This window comes from Kitasatospora sp. NPDC002965, from assembly GCF_040611255.1.
Lineage (GTDB): Bacteria > Actinomycetota > Actinomycetes > Streptomycetales > Streptomycetaceae > Kitasatospora.
Genome location: NZ_JBEXNT010000017.1, coordinates 68,033 through 91,199, shown reverse-complemented (window position 1 = coordinate 91,199; position 23,167 = coordinate 68,033). Strand labels below are relative to the sequence as shown.

Here is a 23,167-nt window from a genome sequence, read left to right as displayed (position 1 = left end):
GCAGCGGGCGGTGGCGCCGCACCCACACCCCCGCCTCCGGTATCCCGCCGCGCCCTGTCGCGCCGCGCCACCGTCCGCGTGAAGCCCGAAAGGTGACGAACCGCCATGACCAGCACCCCCGCCCACCGCACCCTGCTCGGCAGACGTTCGCTGCTCGGCCTGGGCCTCGGCCTCGGCGCCTCCCTCGCCCTCGCCGCGTGCGGCGACACCGGCGCCGGCCAGGCCGGGACGGGCGGCGGCGCCCCCGGCGGCACCCTCAAGTGGGGCTGGGCGCTGCCCACCTCCTGGGACCCGGTGTTCTCCTCGGCCGGCTGGGACGTGCACGGCCTCTCCCTGGTCTACGCGGGCCTCACCAAACTGGACGAGAAGGGCAACGCCGTTCCCGCCCTGGCCACGTCCTGGAGCTACAGCCCGGACGGCGGCTCGGTGACCTTCACCCTGCGCCCCGGGGCGACCTTCTCCGACGGCGCGCCGCTGGACGCCACCGCCGTCAAGAAGAGCCTGGACCGCGGCCGCAGCGATCCCAAGTCCCTGGTGGCCCCGCAGCTGACCAGCGTCAGCGAGGTGATCGCCCCGGACGCGCAGACCGTGGTGATCAAGCTGTCCAGGCCCGACTACCAGATCCCCAACCTGCTGGCCGGCAAGACCGGGATGATCGTCAACCCCAAGGCCTTCGAGGCGGACGCCGCCGCGCTGGCCACCCGTCCGGCGGGATCGGGCCCCTTCACCCTCGTCTCGTACACCCAGAACGCGAAGGCCGTCCTCAAGCGCAATCCGACCTACTGGGACGCCGCCTCGATCAAGCTGGAGAACTTCGAGCTGCACCCGCTGCCCGACGCCGCCACCGTGGTCGGCGGCCTCCAGTCCGGGCAGTTCGACGTGGCGCAGATCCCCGGCAGCCAGGTCGCCGCCGCCAAGGCCGCCGGGCTGGAGGTCCAGGAGATCCCCTCGCTGGTGGTCGCGGTGCTCGACGTCAACATCGAGAAGGCGCCGTTCGACAACCCCAAGGTGGTCGAGGCGCTGAAGTTCGCGATCGACCGCGAGGCCCTGGTGAAGACCCAGCTCTTCGGCCACGGAGAGGTCAACTACCAGCCTTTCCCGAAGGGTTACGTCGGCTTCGACCCCGCCCTCGGCGACCTCTTCCGGTACGACCCCGCGCGGGCGCGCACCCTGCTGGCCGAGGCAGGCTTCCCGAACGGGGTCGACCTCACGCTGACCACCACGGCCGCGCAGGGCCTGCCCGAGCAGCTCCAGGCGCAGCTGAAGGAGGTCGGTATCCGGGCCACGATCGACGTGATCCCGGCGGCGCAGGCCACCCAGATCATGTACATCCAGCACTCCAGGGCGCTCGCCTCCGACCAGTTCGCGGGCCGCGACTCCGCCGCGCAGGCCTTCCAGGTGCTCTTCGGCGAGCAGGGGCTGATGAACCCCGGCCGGCGCACCCCGCCCGAGCTCAAGGCCGCCGTCGACCTGATCTCGCGCACCCCGCTGGACTCCCCCGAGTACCCGAAGGTGCTTCAGGCCGCCACCGCGCTCGCCGTGCGCACGATGCCCAACACCTTCCTGTACAGCGTCCCGCGCCTGCTGGCCCGGCGTAAGTCGGTCTCCCCGATCCCCTCGTTCACGGTCGTCCAGCGGTTCGAGGGAGTGACTGCGTCGTGAGCGCCGTCCTCTCGCCCCCTCGCGCCCGGCGGGCGGGCCTGCTCGCACGCCGGGCGGCGCGCGCACCGCGCCCGCTGGGGCGGGTGCTGGCCGGCGCCGCCACCGTGTTCCTGCTCTCCTCCCTGCTCACCTTCGGCCTGGGCGCCGTCTCCGACGCCAACCCCGCCGCGGCGGTGCTCGGCGAGACCGCCACCCCGGCCGACATCGCCCGGCTGGACCACCAGTTCGGCCTGGACCGGCCGCTGCCCGTGCAGTACGGCAGCTGGCTGTTGCACGCGCTCGGCGGCGACCTCGGGGTCTCCTGGTTCACCACCGTCCCGGTGGCCGACTCGATCGCCGCCGCCCTGCCGGTGGACCTCTCGATCGCCGGACTCGCACTGCTGCTGGCGGTGCTGCTCGGCGGCGCCGCCGGGGTCTCGGCGGCGCTCAGCAACGGCGGGCGGCTCGACCGGGCGGTCACCGCCGTCTGCACCCTGCTCGGCACGCTGCCGGCCTTCGTGATCGCCATCGGACTGATCACCCTGGTCGCCGTCCAGTTCCGGCTGCTGCCCTCCGGCGGGTACGTGCCGTTCTCGCAGAATCCCGGCGAGTGGCTGCGCTTCGCCCTGCTGCCCGCCCTGGCGCTCAGCCTGGACGCCGCCGCCGGGATCGCCCGCCAGCTGCGGACCTCGCTGGTCGCGGAGCTGCGCGAGAACTACGCCACCGGCGCGCTGATGCGCGGGCTGTCCTGGCGGCGGGTGCTGTTCGGGCACGCGCTGCGCAACGCCGCCGGGCCCGCCGTCACCGTGCTGGGGATGAGCGTGCCGGTGCTGATCGGCGGCGCCGTCGTCACCGAACGGATCTTCAACCTGCCGGGGATCGCCCAACTGTCGCTGCGCGCGGCGGAGCAGCACGACGTCCCGGTGATCCAGGGCACCCTGCTGGTGACCGTCGCGGTCGTCCTGGCCGCCAACCTCGCCGTGGACGCGCTGCTGTTCACGCTCAACCCGGCGGCCCGGCGCCGCGCCCGCCCGACGGGCGCGGCCACGGGCACGGCCGCTGCCACCACCCCTGGCGCCACCACCGGTGCGAAGGCCGTCCACGCCGCAGGCCCCGTCCCGTCGGCGACCGCCGCCTCGGGAGGTGCCCGGTGAACGCGCTGCGCACCACCCTGCGGGTGCCGCTCGCCCGCGTCGCGCTGGCGGCCCTCGGCGTCGTCCTGCTGCTGGCCCTCTTCGGTGACCGGCTCGCCCCGATGGACCCGCTCGCCCAGGACCCGTCCGCCATCCTGCACAACCCCGGCGGCGGCCACCTGCTGGGCACCGACTACCTCGGCCGCGACGTGCTCAGCCGGCTGCTCGCGGGCACCGGTCTCTCCGTCCTGGCCGCCGCCGAGGCGGTCGCGGTGGCCGCCCTGCTCGGGGTCGTCCCCGGCCTGCTCTCGGTCCGGTTCGGCTCCACCGGTTCCTGGCTCGCCCTGCGGTCGGTGGACGCGCTGATGACGCTGCCGTTCACGCTGTTCGCCATCGCCGCCGTCGGTCTGCTCGGCAACGGGCTGCACCAGGCGATGATCGCCCTGGGGGTGCTGCTGTCGCCGCTGTTCTTCCGGGTCGTCCGGGCCGCCGCGCTGGGGCTCGACCGCGCCCAGTACGTGGAGGCTGCCGAGCTGATGGGCGCGTCCCGGGCCTGGATCCTGCGGGTTCACACCTGGCGCAAGGTGCTTCCGACGGTGGCCGTCACCACCGCGCACGCCCTGGCCACCAGCCTGCTGACGGTCTCCTCGCTGACCTTCCTCGGCATCGGCGTCCAGCCTCCGGCCCCCACCTGGGGCGGCATGCTGGCCAGCGACCTCGGGTTCCTCGCCCAGCAGCCGTGGGCGCCCGCCGTGCCCACCTTCCTGATCATGGTCACCATCGGGGCGCTCAATCTGCTCGCCGACGTCCTCGCCGACGCCGACCGGACGGACACCGCGGCGCTCGGAGCACCCGCCGGTGAGCCGGCCGGGAAGACCTCCGGCAAGAAGGGCGCGCTCCCGACGACGACGGCCGGGGCCCGGACCGCCGGCACCGAGCCGTCCGGCGGGCCGCACCCGCCCGCGGACGACGCCGCACTGCGGGTCGAGGGCCTGCACGTCACCGTCGGGGGCGGCCGCACCGAGGCCGTCCGGGACGTCTCGTTCACCGTCCGCCCCGGCGAGGCCCTCGGGTTGGTCGGCGAGTCCGGCAGCGGCAAGACGCTCACCTGCCGCTCGGTGCTCGGCCTGCTCGCCCCCGGCGTCGCCGTGTCGGCCGGACGGATCACCCTCGGCGCCGCCGCACCGGACGCCGCGAGCGGATCCCCCGGCGCTGCGGAGCCCGCCGGACCCACCGGACCGGCCGAACTGACCGGGCTCACCGACCGAGCTTGGCAGCAGGTCCGCGGCGACCGCCTGGGCGCGGTCTTCCAGGACCCCGGCTCCTACCTCAACCCCTCGCTCACCGTCGGCCGCCAGCTCGGCGAGCCGCTGCGCCTGCGCCTCGGTCTGAGCCGGGACGAGGCCCGCCGGCGCGCGGTGGAGCTGTTCGAGGCGGTCGGTCTGCGCGACCCGCAGACCGTCCACGACAGCTACCCGCACGAGCTCTCCGGCGGCATGCTCCAGCGCGTCCTGATCGCCGTCGCGGTCTCCGGCGACCCCGGGCTGCTGGTCGCCGACGAGGCGACCACCGCGCTGGACACCGTCGTCCAGGCGGAGGTGCTGGACCTGCTCGACGGGCTGCGCAAGCGGCGCGGTCTGGCGCTGCTGCTGGTCAGCCACGACCTCGCCGTGGTGGCCGACGTCTGCGACCGGATCCTGGTGTTCTACGCCGGGGAGATCGTCGAGGAGGGCCCCACCGCCGAGGTGATCGCCCGCCCCGCGCACCCGTACACCGAGGCGCTGCTCCAGGTCGCCTCCCTCGGCCGGCGCCACCGCCGCGAGCCGGCCGTGATCCCCGGCCGGCCGCCCGAGCCCGGCACCGCGGGGCCAGGCTGCCGCTTCGCCGACCGCTGCGCCTACGCCACCCCGGACTGCACCGGGAGCGGCATCTCGCTCACCCCGGTGGGCGGCTCCGGCGGGGACGGCACCCGCCGGGTGCGCTGCGTCCGCGCCGAGGACCTCGCGCTCACCGGAGCCTGGGGAGCCGGGACCCCCGAAGCCCCGGGAACCACCGTGACCACCCCGACCGCCCCGCACCACCGGACGGAGGCCCCCGTATGAGCACCACCACCGCCCCGGCGGCGCCGCTCGCCCGCACCGACGGGTCCGAACCGGCCGCCCGCCCCGCCACCCTGCGGATCGAGGGGCTCTCGGTCGCCTTCGGCCGCACCCCGGTCCTCGGTGGCGTCGACCTGGAGGCGCACTCCGGCGAGATCCTCGGGCTGATCGGCGAGACCGGCTCCGGCAAGACCACGCTGGCCCGCGCCGTGGCCGGGCTCGCCCCGGTCACCGCCGGCCGGATCACCGTCGACGGCACCGACCACGGCGCCCTGCGCGGCCGGGCCCTGCGCGCCGCCCGCCGCGCCGGGACGGTGCAGTACATGTTCCAGGACCCGCTGCGCTCCCTCGACCCGGACCTGACGGTCGCCCGCCTGGTCGGCGAGCCACTGGCCGTGGCGGGCGTGCCCCGGGCCGAACGGGAGGAGCGGGTCAGGGAGGCGCTGGACCGGGTCGGCCTGGACCCCGCGCTCACCACCCGTACCCCCGCCCGGCTCTCCGGCGGCCAGCGTCAGCGGGTCGCCCTGGCCAGGGCCGTCGTCGGACGGCCCCGGCTGCTGCTCGCCGACGAGCCGGTCAGCGCACTCGACGCCTCCAACCGCAACCACGTGCTGCGGCTGCTCGACCGGCTGCGCCGCGAGCTGGACCTGGCCGTCGTGGTGATCTCGCACGACCTCGACTCGCTCTCCGGGATCGCCGACCGGATCGCCGTCCTCTACCGGGGCCGGATCGTCGAACAGGGCCCGGCCCGTACGGTGCTGGAGCACCCGCTGCACCCGTACAGCGCGCTGCTGGGCGCCGCCGCACCGAGCCTGGACCCGGCCAGGCGGGCCGCCCTGGAACTGCTGCGCACCCCGGCACCCGGGGCCCCGTCGATCGGCGGCCAGGACGGCTCCGACCCCGGCGGCGCCGACCGGAGCGCCTGCGCGTTCGCCCACCGCTGCCCGTTCGCCGACCAGGCCTGCGCCGTTCGTCCCGACCCGCTCCCGGCCACCACCCCTGCGGGGGCCACCGCCTGCGCCGCGTCCCCACCGCCCGGCACCCCGGCCCCGCTCCCGGTCGTCCTGCCGGTCGGCGCCCCCACCGGGCACACCGTGGCCTGCCACCACTCCCCCGGCTGGCGGGCGCGGCTGCCCCGCTGACCCCACCGACCGTCTCCTCCCGTACCGGAGTACGCCCATGCCTGCCGCACCCCCCGCCCGGGCGCTCCCCGCGCCGCTGCCGACGCCCGCGACCGACGGCCTGCCCGCGATCACCGCCGCCCTGGCGGCCCGCGCCGCCGAGCACGACCGGGACGCCTCCTTCCCCGCCGAGGGCATCGAACTCGTCCACGGCGCAGGTCTGTTGACCGCCACCGTGGCCCGGCGCCACGGCGGCCCGGGCGGCGGTCTGGCCGACACCGTCCGGATCCTGCGCGCGCTCGGTGCCGGTGACCCGGCCGTCGCGCTGGTCACCGCGATGACCCTGTTCGTGCACGCCGCCGAGGCCCGCCGCCCGCACTGGCCGGCCGGACCGCTCGCCGACCTGCTGGCCGAGTCCGCCGTCCGCCCTACGCTGGTCAACCACGTCCGGGTGGAGCCCGATCTCGGCACTCCCGTCCGCGGCGGGCTGCCCGCGACCGTCGCCCGGCGCAGCGGCGACTCCTGGGAGCTGACCGGCCGCAAGATCTACTCCACCGGCGCCCCCGCGCTGCGCTGGCTGCTGGTCTGGGCCAGGACCGAGGAGGACGATCCCCGGGTCGGCTCCTTCCTGGTGCGCGGCGACCGGCCCGGGATCACCGTCGAACCGACCTGGGACCACCTGGGCCTGCGGGCCAGCCGCAGCGACGACGTGCTGCTCGACGCCGTACGGATCCCGCTCGACCACACCACCGGACTGGCCCTCCCGGAGCCGGACGGCGGCCGGGACGCGCTCGGCGGTGCGTGGAACTCGCTCGGCCTCTCCGCCCTCTACCTGGGGGTGGCCCGCGCCGCGCAGTCCTGGCTGACCGGGTTCCTGCACGAGCGGACCCCGACCTCGCTGGGCGCACCGCTGGCCACCCTGCCCCGGTTCCAGAGCGAGCTGGGCGGCATCGACGTCGACCTGACCGGCGCCGAACGGCTGGTCGCCGGTCTCGCCGGGGCGGTCGACGCGAGCGACGAGTCGGCCGCCGAGGAGAGTCCGGGCGCCAAGCTGATCGCCACCCGGGCCGCCGTGGAGGCCGTCCAGCGCGCCGTCGCCCTCACCGGCAACCACGGCCTGACCCGCCACCACCCGCTCCAGCGCCACCTGCGGGACGTGCTGTGCAGCCGGGTGCACACCCCGCAGGACGACACCGTCCTGCTCACCCGGGGCCGGGCCGCCCTGCACCGCTCTCTGACTCTCTGACCCTCTGACCGCGCCCACTCCTCCCTGCCCTTCCTCTCCCCAACACCACTGCCATGAAAGGCTTTTCGCCATGCCCGTCGAGTTCATCGGCATGATCTCCACCCACGACGTCTCGGAGACCCGCCCGGCCCACGGCCCGGTGGTCGACGTGGACTACACCCGTCGCTTCGCCCGGGCGCACGAGGACGCCGGCTTCGACCGCATCCTGGTCGCGCACTCCTCGGCCAGCCCCGACCCCAACCAGGTGGCGGCGTTCGCCGCGGCCAACACCGAGCGGCTGGGCCTGCTGATCGCCCACCGTCCGGGCTTCATCGCCCCGACCGTGGCCGCCCGCACCTTCGCCACCCTGGACCAGTTCTCCGGCGGCCGGGTCGCCGTGCACATCATCACCGGCGGGCACGACGCCGAGCAGCGCCGCGACGGCGACTACCTCACCAAGGACGAGCGCTACGCCAGGACGGACGACTACCTGACCGTGCTCACCAAGGCGTGGACGGAGGAGGGCCCGTTCGACCACGAGGGCCCGTACTACCGCTTCGCCGACTTCCACTCCGAGGTCCGCCCGGTCACCCGGCCGCGGATCCCGCTCTTCTTCGGGGGCTCCTCGGAGGCCGCCTACCGGGTCGGAGGCAAGCACGCCGACACCTTCGCCCTGTGGGGCGAGCCGCTGGCGGAGACCGCGCAGCAGATCGCCTCGGTGCGCGCCGCCGCCGAGGCCGCCGGGCGCACCGACGTCCACGGCATCAGCGTCTCCTTCCGTCCGATCCTGGGCCGCACCGAGGACGAGGCCTGGGAGCGCGCGCACGGAATCCTGGCCACCATCAAGGAACGGGCGGACGCCTTCGGCGGGCGGCGCCAGGTGCTCCCGGTCGGTCCGGGCGCCGCCCCGCAGAACGTCGGCTCCCAGCGGCTGCTGGCCGCCGCTGCCAAGGCCGACCGGCACGACCGCGCGCTGTGGACCGCCCCCGCCGCCGCGACCGGGGCGGCCGGGAACTCGACCGCGCTGGTCGGCACCCCGGAGACGGTCGCCCAGGCGCTGCTGGACTACGTCGACCTCGGCGTCACCACGCTGCTGATCCGCGGCTACGACCCGCTGGACGACGCGATCGACTACGGCCGGGAGCTGCTGCCGCTGGTACGCCAGGAGGTCGCCCGCCGCGACGAGCGGGCGGCGCGCGAGGCGGCGGCCGGGGCCGAGGCCACGGCCCGGGCCGAGGCGGCCCGGACGGCGCTGCCGGACGCCGAGCCCGCGGGCGCCGCCCGATGAGCACCCCCGCACCCGCGGTGGCCGTCCCCGGCGCAGGCACCGCGCCGGGGGCGGGCCCGGCGCCCGCCCCGGCCCCGGCCTCGACCTCGACCTCGGCGACGGCGACGGCGACGGCGACGGCCTCGGCGTCCTGGGACCCGGCCGACGGCGTGGTCGTCCGCGGCACCGTCCTGCTGCTCCCCGGCCGGGGCGAACACCCGGGCCTGTACGGCCGGTTCGGACGCCGGCTCGCCTTCGACGGCTACCGGGTGGTGGCGACGGCGCACGGCGGCGAGGCGGCCGAGCCCGACGCCCTCGCGGAGCGCGTCGCCGAGGAGCGCGCCGCGCTCCCGGCCGGCGCGCCCGTCGTCCTGGCCGGCTCCGACACGGGGGCTCTGCTCGCCCTGGCCGCCGCCGGGCCCGCCGCACCCGACGGCCTGCTGCTCGTCGGCCTCCCCACGGCCGGTCCCCGGCCGGACGGCGCGCAGCGGACCGGCACCGCCGCGGAGGGCGCCTGGACGGACGAGCTGACCGCCAGGACCGCCTGCCCGGTACACCGGGACCTGCTCGGCAGCGACCCCGGCTACCGGCCGGGCGCGTTGGAGGAGCGCGTGCCCGCCGCGCTCGCCGAGGCGGCCGAGCGGTCCGCCCCCGGCACGCCCGCCCTGCTGGTGCACGGCGGGGCCGATCCGGTCTCGCCGCCCGCGACCGCCCGCAGGCACGCCGCCCGGCTGGCGGCCGAACTGCTGCTGGTCGTCGACGGCCGGCACGACGCGCTCAACGACGCCCCGCACCGCAGCGTGGCCGCCGCCGTCGTGCAGTGGCTGGAGCGGCTGCGCGGCGGTCCGCACCTTCCCGTCCAGCTGATCCCGGTCGCCGGCCCCGCACCCGTACCGGATGCACCACAAGCACCGGGCGACCCGGTGGCCCACCTCCCGGAAGGAGTCCCGGCATGACCAGGCTCGACGAACGCCCCGCCTTCGCCGTACCGGCGGGTGAGGCGCCCCCCGCCCCCGCCCCCGTACCGGATGCCGCCCCCGCCGCCGACCTGCTGCGCGGCGCGCTGCGCCGGCACGCCTCCGGCGTCACCGTCATCACCGTGGCGGGCCCCGGCGGACGGGCCGGGTTCACCGCGACCTCGTTCACCTCGGTGAGCCTGGAGCCCGCGCTGGTCTCCTTCTACCTGACGGCCACGGCCTCCTCCGCCCCCGCCGTCCGGGCCTGCGAGGCGTTCACGGTGCACATCCTGCGCCACGGCCAGCAGGAGCTGGCGAACCGTTTCGCCCGCAGCGGGATCGACCGCTTCGCCGGCACCCCGTGGCACACCGGCCCACACGGCACGCCGCTGCTGCCCGGCGCCGCCGCCCGGCTGACCGCCAGGACGACCCAGGTGACCCCGGTCGGCGACCACCTGCTGGTCGTCGGCGAGGTGGTGGGCGCGGACACCGACGGAGGCCCGCCGCTGGTGCACCACAACGGCGGGTACGGCCGGTTCGCCGCCGACCTGGAGGGCTGAGGACCATGCCGCTGACCGCCCACTGGTTCCTGCCCACCACCGGGGACAGCCGGTACGTCGTCGGCGGCGGCCACGGCTCGGTGCCCGGCACGGCCGGTTCGGATCGCCCGCCGAGCATCGCCTACCTGGGCCAGATCGCCCGTACGGCAGAGCAGTTGGGATTCACGGGCGCGCTGACCCCGACCGGGGCCTGGTGCGAGGACGCCTGGCTGACCACCGCGATGCTCACCCAGGTGACCGAGCGGCTCAAGTACCTGGTCGCCTTCCGCCCCGGCCAGCTCAGCCCCACCCTCGCCGCCCAGATGGCGACCGGCTACCAGAACCAGTCGGGCGGCCGGCTGCTGCTCAACATCGTCACGGGCGGCGAGTCCGCCGAGCAGCGCGCGTACGGGGACTTCCTCGACAAGACGGGCCGCTACGCCCGCACCGCGGAGTTCCTGGACATCACCGGGCGGCTCTGGCGCGGCGAGCGGGTGGACCACCACGGCGCCCATCTGCGCGTCGAGGGCGCGCAGTTGACCCGGCTGCCGGAGCCGCTCCCGGAGGTGTACTTCGGCGGGTCCTCCCCGGAGGCCGCCGAGGTCGCCGCCCGCCACGCCGACGTCTACCTCACCTGGGGCGAACCCCCGGAGATGGTCGCCGAGAAGATCGGGGCCATCCGCGATCTGGCGGCGCGGTACGGGCGCACCCCGCGCTTCGGCATCCGGCTGCACGTGATCACCCGGGACACCTCCGAGGACGCCTGGGCGCAGGCCGGACGTCTGCTGGCCGGGATGGATCCGGCGCGGATCGCCGCCACCCAGGAGGCGCTGGCGCGCAGCGAGTCGGAGGGCCAGCGGCGGATGCGGCTGCTGCACGGCGGATCGACGGAGCGGCTGGAGGTGTCGCCGGGTCTCTGGGCCGGGATCGGCCTGGTGCGCGGCGGTGCGGGCACGGCGCTGGTCGGCAGCCACCGCGAGGTCGCCGACCGGATCGAGGAGTACCACCGCCTGGGCATCGACGAGTTCGTGCTGTCCGGGACGCCCCACCTGGAGGAGGCGTACTGGGTCGGCGAGAACGTGCTGCCCCTGCTGGCCGCCCGCGGCCTCTGGAAGCCCGCGGCCTGACACGCGCGGCTTCTGGGGCCCGGACCCTGCCGGCGCACGGGCCGACCCCCGCTCGCACGCATGCGCGACAACAGCCGGCCCAACACACCACCAACCCCCACCCCACCCACGCCCGGCGCTGGATCTCCACGAGGAGGACAGTTCCGAGATTGTCTGCCGGCCGGCGGCTTCAAGGAACACGATCGACACCGACGACCTCCGGCTCCGTTGTGCGACTCGACATCACACAGCACGAGACGGAGGTCGTCGCCTTGTCCGGCAGATCCCCATGCGGGTGACGAACTCGAACAACCTCATGTTGATCACTGAAGGTAGAACGACAGGCTCAGGAATTGTCCGGTCGATCGTGTGCGGAGCCGGAGGACGAAAGCTGCTGCGGCAACGGTGTCGGGGGCGGGGAGAGGTAGCGTTCGAACTCCTCGCGCATGCGGGTGATTTCGTCCTTCGAAAGTGCGGAAGAACCGGTGACTGTCATCCTCCGCTCCTTGCCGGTGCCGAGGTCCTTCGCGGACGCGTGCATGATGCCGTTGGCGTCGATGTCGAAGGTGATCTCGATCTGGGGCAGACCGCGCGGGGCCGGCGGCAGGCCGGTCAGCTCGAACACACCGAGCAGTTCGTTGTCCGCTGCGCTCTGGTGCTCACCCCGGTAGACCTTGAGCCGCAGGGCGTGCTGGTTGTCCTCGGCGGTGGTGAAGATCTCGGAGCGCTTGGTCGGGATCGTGGTGTTGCGTTCGATCAAGGTGTTCATGGTGCCGTCCGCGATCCTGATACCCAAGGAGTGCGGGGTGACCCGAAGCAACAGGATGTCCTTGACCTCGCCCTTCAGCACACCGGCCTCCAAGACACTGCCGATCGCGGCGGCCCCGTCGGGGTCCGCGGCACTGACGGGCTCCTTGCCACCGGTCAGCTCGCGGACGAGCTCGGCAACGGCCGGCATGCGGGTCGAGCCGCCGACGAGGACCACGTGGTCGATCTCGGAGAGGGCGATGCCCGCGTCCTTGATCACGTTGTGGAGCGGAACCTTGCAGCGCTCCAGCAGGTCCGAGGTCAGCTGCTGGAACCGGGCCCGGGTGAGCTTCTCGTCCAGGTGCAGCGGCCCCTCGGCGGAGGCCGTGATGTAGGGCACCTTGATCGAGGTCTCGCAGGAGGAGGACAGCTCGATCTTGGCCTTCTCGGACGCCTCGCGCAGACGCTGCAGCGCCGTCTCGTCCTCGGACAGGTCGAGACCGTGGTCGGCCTGGAAGGCCTTCACCAGGTGGTCGACGACCTTCTGGTCCCAGTCGTCACCGCCGAGGTGGTTGTCGCCGCCGAGGGCCTTGACCTCGACCACGCCGTCGCCAGTCTCAAGAACGGCGACATCGAGGGTGCCACCGCCCAGGTCGAGAAGCAGGATGGTCTGATCGCTCCCATCGCCCAGGCTGTAGGCCGTACCGGCAACGGCCGGCCCGTCGACGATGCGCCGTACATCCAGGCCCGCGATCTCGCCGGCCTCCCTGACTGCCACGCGCTCGGCGTCCGAGGCGTACGCCGGGACACTGATGACGGCTTCGGTGACCGGCTCGCCCAGGTATGCCTCGGCATCCCGCTTGAGTTTCCGAAGGACGAAGGCGGAGATCTGCTGCGGCGTGAAGTCGTTGCCGTCGATGCCGATCCTCCAGCCAGTGCCCATGTGGCGCCTGACCGAACGGATGGTGCGGTCGACGTTGGCGACCGCCTGGCGCTTGGCGGCCTCGCCGACGAGCACCTCGCCGTCCTTCGTGAAGGCGACGACGGACGGCGTGCTCCGGGTACCCTCGGCGTTGGTGACAAACCTGGGCTCACCGTCCACGAGGACGCTGACGAAGGAATTCGTCGTACCAAGGTCAATGCCGACCGCACGGATCCGGCGGACGCTCGGCGGAACGGGCGCAGACAGGGAGGCCGCCCGCGCGGTGCCGAACTCGGCCCACACGGCCCGGCTCGCCTCCGCCGCCTTCACATCGACGAACTCCGTTCCGTACAGCCTGGCCAGCAAGCCCGCGATCTTCCCGTACTTCCGGGCGGCCCCGGCCGGGTCCCCGTTGTGGCCGAGGAACTCCTCGTCGTCGAGCAGCATGCGCGGTGTCTCCTGGCCGCGGCCCTCCGCCCGAGCCCAGCGCTCACCCTCGGTCGCGGGCCGGTAGCTCCTGTTGCGGGCGATCACCAGGTCTGCGACGGTGTCGGTGCCCTGCCTGCGGGGCTTCGGCAGGCCCCTTCTCACCAGCCGCTGGTGGAGGAGCTGGTAGAGCTGCCCGAGAGTCAGGTCCAACGGCGCGTTCTCGTCCCCCTCGGTGAGCAGCCGCACCAGCTCGGCAGTGAACGCGGTGTTCCGTTCGCCGTGTGGTGCGCGCGCGGCCGTACCGGCGGAGGTGGAGGTGAGCACGAAAGTCCCGGCGATCTCGATCTGGTCCAGCGCGAGCGAATCGCCGGGGGCCATGATGTCGATGGCGCGCCCGGAGAAGCAGCAGTCGAGGATGACCACCCGCTTGCGCGCGGGGCTGTCGATGACGAACTCCCGGAGCTCGTCGAAGGGCAGCGCGGTGTGGCGCAGTTGTCTGCCGCGACGGGTGCGGGACAAGCCAAGGTGCAGGTTCCCCGCGCTGTCCAGCAGTCCGTGGCCCGCGAAGTAGATCAGCAAGAGGTCTTCCGCCTGCGCGGTCAGCTCGGTGAGCCTGTCCACCAACTCCTCGTTACTGCCCGGGTTCGCGATGGTCACACAGGTCTGCGAAGTCGACCAGCCGTGCAGCGGCAGGCCGAAGGCGTCCGCGACGTCGGTCAGGTTGTTGAGCACCGCCGGAAGGTCGAGCAGGTCCGGGTCCGCCGGGTAGTTCGCCGTGCCGATCAGGATGATCCGGGAGCGGTCGCCGTCAGGGAGTCGCATCGGGCAGAGCGTCCGGTTGCTCCTCGGCGATGAAGCGGCGCAGCGCCGCGACCGTCTCGTCCCCGGCCTTCACTCCGCTGAGCTGGACCTCCATGGAACCACCGTCCGGCCTGGTCACCCTGACGGTGACATCGAGGGTGCGCTGCCGTACCCATTCGACCACCGCCTGGGCGAGGACGGTCGCCGCGCCTCCGGCGGACAGGGCCACCACCAGGACCTCGGCGAGCCCGCCCATCTCCTCCGGACCGACCTCGCCGTCCAGCAACTGCACCCGCCCCCGCAGCTCATCCTCGTGACGCAGCCAGGCACGCAGCGACCGGAGATCCGAGGCGGCCGCCGCCGGGTCCGCCCCCGCGATGGTGATACGCGATTCCATTCCACTCCCAGCCCAGGCGATTTGACTTCCCGTCAGCCTAGGTGACGGACGCCCGCCCGGTCGGGGAAACCTCCTCGAACGCCGGCCTGATGAAGTCACGGGCGACGGGTTCGACGGCACGTTCGACGTCCAGAGCCTCAGCGCTCACCGCCCCCGGCAACGCGAGCGCCCGCAGCGCGCCCGGTCTGCTCGCCTTCCCGGGAAGCGGCAGCGTGCCAGGGCAGCGGGTTCCTCGGTACGGCGGCGTCCTGCCGTTGCGTTCCGAAGCCCTCCGCCATGGGCAGTGATCATGGCGGAGGGCTTCGGAGCGGAACGCGGCGGTCGTCCCGGCGCCGGGGATCACCTTCGACGCGAATCCCGGGCCGGCGTCGGCCTGTGAACGGGTCAGCGCAGGGTGCGCAGGAAGATGTCCGCCTTGCCGTTGGTGTCGCCGGGGACGAGGTCCTCGGCCGCGGACTGGAAGACCACGTGGCGCCCGCCGGCGCTGACCGTGTCGATCCCGGCCGTGGCGGGGCGGTCGGTCACGGTCTCGTCGGTGCCCGTCTCCAGGTCGCGCAGCGTGAGCGGCGCCGGCCCGGTCGTACCCGACGGGGTGTGCAGGAGGTAGCGGCCGGTGGGGTCGACGGCGACGCCCTTCACGCCGGGTACCACCAGGGCGGTGCCGGACGCGACGTCGTGGACGTACGTGTCGGGGCCCGAGAGGTAGACGACCTTGTTGCCGTCGTCACTGAGCTGGACGAGCTCGGCCGCCCTGCCCGGACCCTCGATCGGGCCGGCGGCGGTGTTGTCGGCCCAGTCCCACAGGAAGACGTCGTGCTCACCGCCGTCCTGGTAGGCGAGACGGGTCCCGTCGCCGCTGATGGACGGCCGGACCGCCGCGGTGTTGTGGATGATGTCGACGGTCTGCAGGGCCCCGGTGTCCGGCCTGCGGACCTCGACGCGCTGATTGGGCTCCGGCGGCCTGAACCTGACACTGAACGCCTGGTGGTTTTCGTTCGCGCCCATGGACGCCTCGCAGGTGAAGAGCGAGCAGGTGTAGGCGGACGTCCATCCCCGGCTCAGATGCTCCTGGTAGAGGGCCGTGTTGGCGAACCTGGGTGCCAGGTAGGCGAGGACCTGCCCGTCGCCACTGAGCATGGGCGCCGCCGACGCGTACCCGTCGAACTGCCGGTTCTGCCCCGTCGCGAGATCGCGGACGAACACCCGGTCGTTCCTCCCCGTATTGCCGGGGGTGAGGTTGTTCGCGTACGAGGTGAACACGGCGCGGTCGCCGGCCGGCGTGATCGACACCCGGGCGGAATCATCGTTGGCCTGGGTGCCGTCGGCCGCGACGCTGACCCTCTCGATACCGGCCGAGCGGACGCCGGCACCGCCCACGCCCCCGGCAGGCCCGGCCCAGGCCGCTCCGGGCAGGGCCGCCGCGATCGCACAGACCACGGCCGCCGCGCTCAGGGCGACCCGTCCATGTCTGACCGTTGTGACCCGGTTCGTACGTCCTCGCATGTATCCCCCCACGCAACTTCCGCTTCGGCTCGCCGTTCGGAGAACCACCGACCATCAAAAAGCGCCGGAGCGACGCGGTCAACGCGTAGACGCGCCAGATGACCCACCTGGACAGACGGTTTCGGTCATCCGGGAACCGTCCCCGTCACTCGGCCAACTCCCGCCCCAATGACGACAGTCGGCCCCGGCGAGGCCTGGGCGGCGGTCACGGGAGGACTCCTCACCGATCGATCACCGCCGGGACCGAGAAACCGCCCCGCCGCCGGCCGGCACTCGAAACACCCGCCGCCGGCCGACCCACGGTGACAGCCCACCCTCCCGGCCGGCCCGGTCCCGGCCGCCCCCCTCGCGGAAACAGGCCATCCCCACCCCGGGCCGTGGCCGCAGCGGCCTTGGTCATCCGGCTTCGTACGTGACCGTCCTCCGGCCGGCAGCTACGGCCTGGCGCGTCGGTTGAGCCGGGACTTCTCCAGCTCCGACAGCGGCGGCTCAGGCGCCGGCCCGGTTTCGTTGTAGACGGCGATGGGGTCGTCCGGCGCTGACCACGAACCGACCCACAAGGGTTCACGAGTTGCTGTGGGCCTGTCGGAGGTGGCTCAGCGATCACCATCGGGGAGTGGTCCGGCCTTGGTGACGGGTCCGGACCACCAGTCCGGTTGACCGGCGGGCCGCCGAGAGGCTTCCGGTTCTCGGTGGGCCGACTCCTCGGCCCTGCGGTGCGGTGCGGGGCGGCCTGGGCCGGCTCAGGCTCTCAGGCGGGGGTGGGGTGATCAAGGGAACAGATACGCGCACGTTCGCGGCGTTGGGCGGCCGGAACGTCGGGGTGGCGGGCGTCGGCGTCGTGCCAGCGTCGGTGGGCGTGCAGCACGCGGGCCTGAACCGGGTGGTTCGGAGCCCAGTGACGGGTCCTCCTGTCGTTGCGGGTCGAGAGACTGTCCATGATCACGTGGCCGGGGCACCGTTCGGAAGCGCCGCTCGGATCGATCCGAGCGCGGCCAAGCCGATATCCCCTCGCCCCACAGCGCCCCGAGACGCTACAATCCACACAGGAGCCACTGGACGCCCACCTCACGGTGCGGGAACCTGGCCCCATGGCACAGCGGACACGGTCCGCGGCCGGCCGCTCCGGATAGCAGGCAGACCGACGCTCCCCGCCCTCCCGGCCAGGCACATCGGCAGTACATGAGCGCCGCCCCGCAGTGGCCGCTTCCCGGGAAAGATCCGCGCTCCTGGCAGACGGTGAATCCCGCGTGCTCACCTCCCTCGCCCACACCGGGGCGCTGGAGCGCCGGACCGCCACCCGCGGACACAACCGCCAGGGTCCGGGCGCTCCGGCCGAACTCGTTCCCGAGCTCCGCACCCAGCCGGCAGCGCCACCAACCGCGCCGCTCCACGCCGCGTCCGGCCCGCCCAGTGCCGCCAGACACCCTCTGACTCAACAGGAGTACCAATCTCGTGACGACCACCACCGAACCCTCGACCACCACGCCGCTGGACAGCCTGCTGAAGGCCGACCTCCATCGACTCGCCTCCGCCCTGAGCGTCCCGGGCGCCTCCCGCCTGCGCAAGGGCGAACTCGTCGAGGCAATCACCGCCAAGCGCCTCGCCGGCCGGCCGACCCCGCCCACGACCGGTCCCGGTCCCAGGCCCGCCGACACCGAAAGCCCGGGGGCCCGCCCCGCACTGCCGCCTCAGCGAACCCGCGACCGCGCCGGCCGGCCGGCGCAGCCCGCCACCACCGCGGGGAGCGGCCTCGTCCCGGCCTCCGGAGTGCTGGACGTCCACGACGGGAACGCCGTCCTGCGGACCTCCGGCTACCTCCCCGGCCCCACCGACCTGCACGTGCCCGCCCGCCAGCTGCGCGCTCTCGGCCTGCGCTCCGGCGACGTCCTGACCGGCGCCGCACGCCCGCACAGCGGCGACCGCCGCCCGCTCCTGGAGCGCATCGACACGGTCAACGGCCGCCCCGCCGACAACCTCCCGCCCCGGCCCGCGTTCAACGACCTGACGCCGCTGTACCCGCAGCAGCACCTGCGCCTGGAGACCGGCCCGCGCGAGCTGATCGGCCGGGTCCTCGACCTGGTGGCCCCGATCGGAAAGGGCCAGCGCGGTCTGATCGTGGCACCGCCCAAGGCCGGCAAGACGATGGTCGTGCAGAGGATCGCGGCGGCGATCGCCCACAACCACCCCGAGACGCACCTGATGGTCGTCCTGGTCGACGAGCGTCCGGAGGAGGTCACCGACATGAGGCGCTCGGTCAAGGGCGAAGTCATCGCCTCCACCTTCGACCGGCCCGCCCGCGAGCACATCGCCGTCGCCGAACTCGCCGTCGAGCGCGCCAAGCGACTCGTCGAACTCGGCCACGACGTGGTGGTCCTGCTCGACTCCGTCACCCGCCTCACCCGCGCCCACAACGCCGCCGCACCCGCCCACGGACGAACCCTCAGCGGCGGCCTGGACGCCACCGCCATCCAGCGCCCGAAGAAACTCTTCGGCGCGGCCCGCAACGTCGAGAACGGCGGCTCGCTGACCATCCTGGCCACCGCCCTCGTCGACACCGGCTCCCGCATGGACGACCTGATCTTCGAGGAGTTCAAGAGCACCGGCAACATGGAGCTGCGCCTCGACCGCCGCCTCGCCGACAAGCGCCTCTTCCCCGCCGTCGACGTCCGGGCCTCCGGCACCCGCCGCGAGGAACTCCTCCTCGGCCACACCCGCACCCCCGCCGCCCGGACCCTGCGCCGTGTCCTGGGAAACCTCGACCTCCAGCCGGCCGCGGAACTGCTCCTGAACCGCCTCAAGCAGACCACCACCAACACCGAACTTCTGCGCCAGGTGGCAACCAGCGCCCCGACTCCCCCGGCCTGAACCGAACCGGCACCATGTCCTGGAACTCCACCGCCGCTCGCCCGGTCGGAAGTCGTCGTTCTGCCGTGCGGTAGTCCACTCGTGCCCGGCGACGCGAGCTCTCCGCCCGTCTCACACAGGTCGGCGGCCGCGGGTCGCCCGAATCCCTCCCGGAGGGGCGCCGCCGGCCCGTATGCCGCGGGCCCTGGGCCAGGGTGGACCGGCGGGGGGTTGGGTGCGAGCGGGGGATGTGCTCGACGGGCGGTACCGGTTGGTCCGCGAGCTCGGCCGGGGCGGATTCGGTGTCGTGTGGGAGGCCTACGACTCCCGGGTCGGCAGGCCCGTGGCGGTCACAACGGTTCGGAACCTCGCCAGGCTGCGACACTGCCCTTCAGTACAGACACGACACCACCGTTCAGCGACACACAGCGCTGACCGGCAGGGCGCGGTCTGCCCGCGCGCTTCCTCCCCCGCGACCTCGGGCTCGGCCGCCGGGACTCCAGGCCCGGCTGGACGCCGCCCACGAGGACACCTTCAGCGGCATGCGGGCCGAACTGCCCGGCTCGGTCGCCACGGTGGAGGACTGGCCGGCCATGCTGGCCGCGGCGGGCCTCGTCCCGAGCGGGACGCCGACGTTCCTGGCCGACCGTCCGGCCCCGCTGGACGGGCCGGCCCGCGAGTACCTGCACGTCAGTCTCACCCGCCGCCGGGACCAGCCGGCCGAGCAGCTGGACGCCGACGACCGGGCGGTCCTCGACGCCCTGCTCGACCCCGAGGCCCCCACCGGCATCCTGACCCGCCCGGACGCCTTCTACCTCACCGCCGTCACCGTCCACACCGCCCGCGCGGCCGGCGCGCGGTAGCCGTGACACCGGCCCCGCTCCTTCGAACGAGGGAGCGGGGCCCGCCAGCACGAGCGGTCCACCACCGGCTGGTCGATCTCCCCCTCCAGTTGGGCGAGTTGCGGGGAGACAGCGGAGGTGGTGAGGTGCGGCAGCCGTGCGGCGTCCACGACGCCGCCGCGCAGGGCCACGGCGCGCAGGGCGCGCAGGGCGCGCAGACGCCAGGGGCCGAATATCATGCTGCAGAGCTGTAGCGGTACTTCAGAAATTCTTGCTTGCCCGCAGGCTGTCCTTCACTGACCATCGAGGCATGACCGATACGAGTGAGCAGTGGCGGGTGCGGTTCGACGCCGAGGTGGGCTTCGCCAACGGCGGCGGCCTGCAGACCCAGGGGTTCCGGCTGGACATCCCCGGGCCGGAGATCGAGGACGGCGAGCTCGGCGAACTGCTGGTGCGCCACCTCGGCCTGCTGATGGTCGAGGTGGTACGGATCACGAACCGGGAGGTCCTGCGCGAGCCGCACAAGGGCTCGCGTGGCACGGCCGCTGGCGGGGCCGCCACCGAACGCCGAATCGTGGACCTCAGCCACCCGATCCGCCCGGGCATGGTGACCTACCCCGGCCTGCCCGGCCCGGAGATCAGCGACCACCTCTCCCGGCACGCCTCGCGCGAACTCTACTCCCCCGGCACCGAGTTCAACATCGCCAGGATCTCGATGGTGGCCAACACCGGCACCTACGTGGACACCCCGTTCCACCGCTTCAGCGAGGGCCCGGACCTCTCCGCTGTGCCGCTGGAGCGGCTGACCGACCTGCCCGGCCTGGTGGTCCGGCTCGACGGCGCGCCGGGGCGCGCGATCGACCGCAGCCTGCTTCTCCCGCACGAGGTCACCGGCCGGGCCGTCCTGATCCACACCGGCTGGGACCGGCACTGGGGGACGGACGCCTACGGCAGCGGGCACCCCTTCGTGACGGCGGACGCCGCCGCCTGGCTCGCCGAGCAGGGCCCGGCGCTGGTCGGCATCGACTCGGTGAACATCGACGACACCGCCGACGGCACCCGCCCCGCGCACACCGCGCTGCTGGCGGCCGGCATCCCGGTGGTGGAGCACCTGCGCGGCCTGGAGCAGCTGCCGCCGTCCGGCTTCCGGTTCTTCGCCGCGCCGCCGGCCGTCGAGGGCATGGGCACCTTCCCGGTCCGCGCGCACGCGCTGGTGGACGGGGAGCGGTGAGGGTGCTCTCAGCGGCGGTCGCGGCGGCGGCTGGGCTGGCGGCGCCCTGCTGCTCGCCGCGACCGCGATGGCCTCCGCCGGGCGGATCGCGGCGCGTGGGGCCGCCTTCCAGCTGACGAAGCTGGGCGGCGCGGCGGTGCTCACCGCCTGGACCGCGATCGGCCTGGCATCACCGGCCCGGCTCCGCCTCCGTCCGGCCGCGCTCTCCTGACGGCACGGTCGGCCCGCCGGGTCCGGGACGGTCCGCTGCCAGGGCCGCTGGTCCACCGGGTGTGCGAGATGGCCGGATTCGTCCTCCCGGGTTCCGCACCGGATGGACAGCCTGCACCTCGTGAACAGCCTGGTCGGCGCAGGCCTGAGGATGACGTTGCTGGCCGAGTCCGGCATCGAGCGCGACCGCTCGGACATCGCCTTCCGCCGCCTCGACCCGCTCGCCGGCATCCGCCGCAACTTCCTGATCGCCCGCACCGGCCTGTGGATCTGGCCCCCAATCACCGCCCTCGCCACCCTGATCCACACTCGCTGACCGCAGCCCGTCCACGCAACGGACGGTCTCCGCTCACCCCGGTCAGTCGGTGTTCCGCCGCCGTCGGAGCACAGCCTTGTAAACGGCGAGGTCGCTGCCGTCGACGAAGACCTCAGCGAGGACGCGCTGAATCGCCCCGGGGTGAAGCGGTCCCGACCGAGAGCGTTGGCGAGGCCGAGTGAACGCCGGGAGGGTGGCGGTCAGCGAGCCGACTCCCAAAACGGCGCCACCCGCCGTCAGGGCCGACCGGGCGGGGCGCTGAAGAACTCCGGCCACCGCCTCGGCCATGACATTCCGCCAGGACATACGGGACCTGACAATCCCTTGAGAGGGGCGGCTCGTGTGCTCATCTGCTCCACACGGCCGTCGATCAGGATTCCGTCGAGGTTCTCTATGGTCTGAAAAGCCGAGGGTCTGTCGCGCTACTAGCCCGGCGGTACCGGTGAGGGGCTGCGCCATGAGCCGAGTTCCACCGCGCCCATGACCGTGCCGGCCGCAGTGTAGAGAACGAGCATGGCGGCGTCGTCGGCCGGTCCGGTCCACGTCAGGTACGCGTTGATGATGGCGCGCGTTGTCGCGTCGTCGGACTGCGGGAAGTCGGTGGCGATGTAGCTGTTCCGGTGATCCCCTTGGGGGATGGACCGGGCGACCTTGGAGATGTGCCCGACCACCGCCGCTCGCTGTTCCGGGGTCCCGCTTTCCTGTACGAACCGGGTGAACTCCGCAGCCCCGACCTCGGCGCCGCTCGCGGAAGGCATCACTGTAGGCGCGAAGACCGGCTGATGTGTGGCTGTGGCCTCGGTGGCTGGTCCGCAGGAGGTGAGAAGCAGGGCAGCGGCGGCTGTTGCCGTGGCGATGGTGGCGGTCGTGCGATTCAACGAGTCTCCTGGAAAAGGGTGTGGCCCCCACGCCGCCGGGCGGCACGGGGGCCCTGTCACGGTCAGTCCTGAATGTAGTCGGCCTAGTCGTTCCAGCAACCGCCGTACGGGTAACCGATGTTCGTGAAGTTGCTGTTGCAGCCTCCGGCCCCGAGAATCAGCTCCTGGTCGAGTACGAAGTCGCGGGCGTCGACGAGCGTGAAGCCGCCCTGGCTCTTGCCGTTACAGGCAGAGCTGGCCTGGTCACGGAAGGACCAGTCGGCAAGGTTCTTCTAACCGGCATCGGACCACTGCAGCTTGCGGCCGTCGTAGTTGATGTGGTTCCACAGGCAGACCCAGCCAGACGCGCACGACGCGGTCCCGGTCACGACGGCCGGCACCTGGCCTGCCGCGTCTACCGCCTGGCCGTCCTGGGACGCCGGTCGGGCGGAGTCGAACGTGGCCGTGGCCAAGTCGGCCTCCTTGTCGGAGTCGAAACAGCGGTTGTCGCCTGCGGCGAGCTCGACGCACGTCTGGGCGCCCTGTGCCCAGGCGGTGCTGATCTTCACCTTCTGGCCGCGGTGGAGAACGGTGACCTCTCCTTCGGACCTGGCCAGGTTCTCGTTGTTGCGTGCTTCTTCCTCGGGCGTCACAACCCCGCTGGTGATTCCAGGACTGGGCTGTCCGGCCGCCTGGGCGGGCACGGCCCAGCCCAGGAGCACAACAGCCGCGCCGACTCCGGCCGTGAGCATGCGAAGCCTCGTTGAACGTCCCCTCCCGGAGCCTACCGCGGCTCCACGCCACGACATGTTCACGAATCTAACAGCGAAGACACCTTTGGGCGACTTGAGTTGACGGATACTCATATTCTGGTTCTGGTTGCGAGGTGTGTGCACCCCTTCTTCGCGCATCCGGTGTTGAGGCACCGCGCCGCCGCCCGGCGACGGCGCGGAGCTCGCCGGAGCGACCGGGCCGGGA

General features: G+C 73.4%; 19 protein-coding genes and 2 pseudogenes. 14 read left to right on the top strand and 7 right to left on the bottom strand.

Annotated elements, in window-relative coordinates; genetic code table 11:
• The first annotated feature begins 105 nt into the window (after positions 1–105).
• The 9 genes from ABZY91_RS10475 (at position 106) to ABZY91_RS10435 (ending at position 11,108) form a co-directional block, all read left to right on the top strand.
• Complete coding sequence (locus tag ABZY91_RS10475; RefSeq protein ID WP_355401386.1) at positions 106–1,662, top strand: ABC transporter substrate-binding protein; 1,557 nt, start codon at positions 106–108, stop codon at positions 1,660–1,662.
• Positions 1,659–2,795: an ABC transporter permease gene (locus ABZY91_RS10470; protein ID WP_355401384.1), complete on the top strand. Its 1,137-nt coding sequence runs from the start codon at positions 1,659–1,661 to the stop codon at positions 2,793–2,795. The genes ABZY91_RS10475 and ABZY91_RS10470 overlap by 4 nt, the downstream gene beginning before the upstream one ends.
• The gene (locus tag ABZY91_RS10465) at positions 2,792–4,876 is read left to right on the top strand and encodes a dipeptide/oligopeptide/nickel ABC transporter permease/ATP-binding protein (RefSeq protein WP_355401382.1); all 2,085 of its coding nucleotides are present in this window, start codon (positions 2,792–2,794) and stop codon (positions 4,874–4,876) included. The genes ABZY91_RS10470 and ABZY91_RS10465 overlap by 4 nt, the downstream gene beginning before the upstream one ends.
• Entirely contained in the window at positions 4,873–6,015 is a 1,143-nt protein-coding gene (locus ABZY91_RS10460) for an oligopeptide/dipeptide ABC transporter ATP-binding protein (protein WP_355401380.1), read from the top strand. Before ABZY91_RS10465 ends, ABZY91_RS10460 begins: the two co-directional genes overlap by 4 nt.
• A 37-nt stretch (positions 6,016–6,052) precedes the next feature.
• Positions 6,053–7,240 carry an acyl-CoA dehydrogenase family protein gene (locus ABZY91_RS10455; protein WP_355401378.1) on the top strand — a complete coding sequence of 396 codons (1,188 nt, stop codon included), beginning with the start codon at positions 6,053–6,055 and terminating at the stop codon, positions 7,238–7,240.
• A gap of 70 nt (positions 7,241–7,310) precedes the next feature.
• The gene (locus ABZY91_RS10450) at positions 7,311–8,507 is read left to right on the top strand and encodes an LLM class flavin-dependent oxidoreductase (RefSeq protein ID WP_355401376.1); all 1,197 of its coding nucleotides are present in this window, start codon (positions 7,311–7,313) and stop codon (positions 8,505–8,507) included.
• Positions 8,504–9,442 carry an alpha/beta hydrolase gene (locus ABZY91_RS10445; RefSeq protein WP_355401374.1) on the top strand — a complete coding sequence of 313 codons (939 nt, stop codon included), beginning with the start codon at positions 8,504–8,506 and terminating at the stop codon, positions 9,440–9,442. Before ABZY91_RS10450 ends, ABZY91_RS10445 begins: the two co-directional genes overlap by 4 nt.
• A complete protein-coding gene (locus ABZY91_RS10440; protein WP_355401372.1) occupies positions 9,439–10,002 on the top strand; it encodes a flavin reductase family protein in 564 nt (187 codons plus the stop codon). The genes ABZY91_RS10445 and ABZY91_RS10440 overlap by 4 nt, the downstream gene beginning before the upstream one ends.
• A gap of 5 nt (positions 10,003–10,007) precedes the next feature.
• Positions 10,008–11,108 carry an LLM class flavin-dependent oxidoreductase gene (locus ABZY91_RS10435; RefSeq protein WP_355401370.1) on the top strand — a complete coding sequence of 367 codons (1,101 nt, stop codon included), beginning with the start codon at positions 10,008–10,010 and terminating at the stop codon, positions 11,106–11,108.
• A gap of 403 nt (positions 11,109–11,511) precedes the next feature.
• Here ABZY91_RS10435 and dnaK read toward each other — a convergent pair.
• From dnaK to ABZY91_RS10415, 4 genes and pseudogenes are all read right to left on the bottom strand, one after another.
• Positions 11,512–12,990: pseudogene (dnaK, locus tag ABZY91_RS10430) on the bottom strand (molecular chaperone DnaK); the annotation flags it as partial.
• 369 nt (positions 12,991–13,359) lie between these two features.
• Positions 13,360–14,007: pseudogene (locus tag ABZY91_RS10425) on the bottom strand (caspase family protein); the annotation flags it as partial.
• The gene (locus ABZY91_RS10420) at positions 13,994–14,383 is read right to left on the bottom strand and encodes a hypothetical protein (RefSeq protein WP_355401368.1); all 390 of its coding nucleotides are present in this window, start codon (positions 14,381–14,383) and stop codon (positions 13,994–13,996) included. The gene ABZY91_RS10420 and the pseudogene ABZY91_RS10425, both read right to left, overlap by 14 nt.
• 384 nt (positions 14,384–14,767) lie before the next feature.
• Positions 14,768–15,886 carry a hypothetical protein gene (locus ABZY91_RS10415; RefSeq protein WP_355401366.1) on the bottom strand — a complete coding sequence of 373 codons (1,119 nt, stop codon included), beginning with the start codon at positions 15,884–15,886 and terminating at the stop codon, positions 14,768–14,770.
• A 1,455-nt stretch (positions 15,887–17,341) separates the two neighbouring features.
• On the opposite strand from ABZY91_RS10415, the gene rho reads away from it, so the two are divergent.
• Both rho and ABZY91_RS10405 read left to right on the top strand, forming a co-directional pair.
• Positions 17,342–18,754, top strand: coding sequence for a transcription termination factor Rho (gene rho / locus ABZY91_RS10410; protein ID WP_355401365.1), 1,413 nt, complete (start codon positions 17,342–17,344; stop codon positions 18,752–18,754).
• Positions 18,755–19,275: 521 nt separating this feature from the next.
• Entirely contained in the window at positions 19,276–19,596 is a 321-nt protein-coding gene (locus ABZY91_RS10405) for a hypothetical protein (RefSeq protein WP_355401363.1), read from the top strand.
• On the opposite strand, the gene ABZY91_RS10400 is transcribed toward ABZY91_RS10405, so the two are convergent.
• The gene (locus ABZY91_RS10400; protein ID WP_355401361.1) at positions 19,545–19,814 is read right to left on the bottom strand and encodes a LysR family transcriptional regulator; all 270 of its coding nucleotides are present in this window, start codon (positions 19,812–19,814) and stop codon (positions 19,545–19,547) included. The two genes, ABZY91_RS10405 and ABZY91_RS10400, sit on opposite strands and share 52 nt — an antisense overlap.
• Positions 19,815–19,885: 71 nt before the next feature.
• Between ABZY91_RS10400 and ABZY91_RS10395 the strand changes: the two genes are divergently transcribed.
• From ABZY91_RS10395 to ABZY91_RS10385, 3 genes are all read left to right on the top strand, one after another.
• On the top strand, positions 19,886–20,806 hold the full coding sequence (locus ABZY91_RS10395) for a cyclase family protein (protein ID WP_355401359.1): 921 nt from the start codon (positions 19,886–19,888) through the stop codon (positions 20,804–20,806).
• Between the two features lie 67 nt (positions 20,807–20,873).
• The gene (locus tag ABZY91_RS10390) at positions 20,874–21,017 is read left to right on the top strand and encodes a hypothetical protein (RefSeq protein ID WP_355401357.1); all 144 of its coding nucleotides are present in this window, start codon (positions 20,874–20,876) and stop codon (positions 21,015–21,017) included.
• A 102-nt stretch (positions 21,018–21,119) separates the two neighbouring features.
• Positions 21,120–21,332, top strand: a complete 213-nt coding sequence (locus ABZY91_RS10385; protein WP_355401355.1) for a hypothetical protein — start codon at positions 21,120–21,122, stop codon at positions 21,330–21,332.
• 425 nt (positions 21,333–21,757) lie between these two features.
• Here the strand turns inward: ABZY91_RS10385 and ABZY91_RS10380 are convergent, their stop codons facing one another.
• Both ABZY91_RS10380 and ABZY91_RS10375 read right to left on the bottom strand, forming a co-directional pair.
• Positions 21,758–22,210, bottom strand: a complete 453-nt coding sequence (locus ABZY91_RS10380) for a hypothetical protein (protein WP_355401354.1) — start codon at positions 22,208–22,210, stop codon at positions 21,758–21,760.
• A gap of 272 nt (positions 22,211–22,482) precedes the next feature.
• Complete coding sequence (locus ABZY91_RS10375; protein ID WP_355401352.1) at positions 22,483–22,941, bottom strand: peptidase inhibitor family I36 protein; 459 nt, start codon at positions 22,939–22,941, stop codon at positions 22,483–22,485.
• Between the last annotated feature and the right edge of the window lie 226 nt (positions 22,942–23,167).

Coding starts and splice junctions, on each gene's coding strand:
- ABZY91_RS10475 (WP_355401386.1), top strand. CDS start 106: ATGACCAGCACCCCCGCCCACCGCACCCTGCTCGGCAGACGTTCGCTG.
- ABZY91_RS10460 (WP_355401380.1), top strand. CDS start 4,873: ATGAGCACCACCACCGCCCCGGCGGCGCCGCTCGCCCGCACCGACGGG.
- ABZY91_RS10455 (WP_355401378.1), top strand. CDS start 6,053: ATGCCTGCCGCACCCCCCGCCCGGGCGCTCCCCGCGCCGCTGCCGACG.
- ABZY91_RS10450 (WP_355401376.1), top strand. CDS start 7,311: ATGCCCGTCGAGTTCATCGGCATGATCTCCACCCACGACGTCTCGGAG.
- ABZY91_RS10445 (WP_355401374.1), top strand. CDS start 8,504: ATGAGCACCCCCGCACCCGCGGTGGCCGTCCCCGGCGCAGGCACCGCG.
- ABZY91_RS10440 (WP_355401372.1), top strand. CDS start 9,439: ATGACCAGGCTCGACGAACGCCCCGCCTTCGCCGTACCGGCGGGTGAG.
- ABZY91_RS10435 (WP_355401370.1), top strand. CDS start 10,008: ATGCCGCTGACCGCCCACTGGTTCCTGCCCACCACCGGGGACAGCCGG.
- ABZY91_RS10420 (WP_355401368.1), bottom strand. CDS start 14,383: ATGGAATCGCGTATCACCATCGCGGGGGCGGACCCGGCGGCGGCCGCC.
- ABZY91_RS10415 (WP_355401366.1), bottom strand. CDS start 15,886: ATGCGAGGACGTACGAACCGGGTCACAACGGTCAGACATGGACGGGTC.
- ABZY91_RS10405 (WP_355401363.1), top strand. CDS start 19,276: ATGCGGGCCGAACTGCCCGGCTCGGTCGCCACGGTGGAGGACTGGCCG.
- ABZY91_RS10400 (WP_355401361.1), bottom strand. CDS start 19,814: ATGATATTCGGCCCCTGGCGTCTGCGCGCCCTGCGCGCCCTGCGCGCC.
- ABZY91_RS10395 (WP_355401359.1), top strand. CDS start 19,886: ATGACCGATACGAGTGAGCAGTGGCGGGTGCGGTTCGACGCCGAGGTG.
- ABZY91_RS10390 (WP_355401357.1), top strand. CDS start 20,874: ATGGCCTCCGCCGGGCGGATCGCGGCGCGTGGGGCCGCCTTCCAGCTG.
- ABZY91_RS10385 (WP_355401355.1), top strand. CDS start 21,120: ATGGACAGCCTGCACCTCGTGAACAGCCTGGTCGGCGCAGGCCTGAGG.
- ABZY91_RS10375 (WP_355401352.1), bottom strand. CDS start 22,941: ATGCTCACGGCCGGAGTCGGCGCGGCTGTTGTGCTCCTGGGCTGGGCC.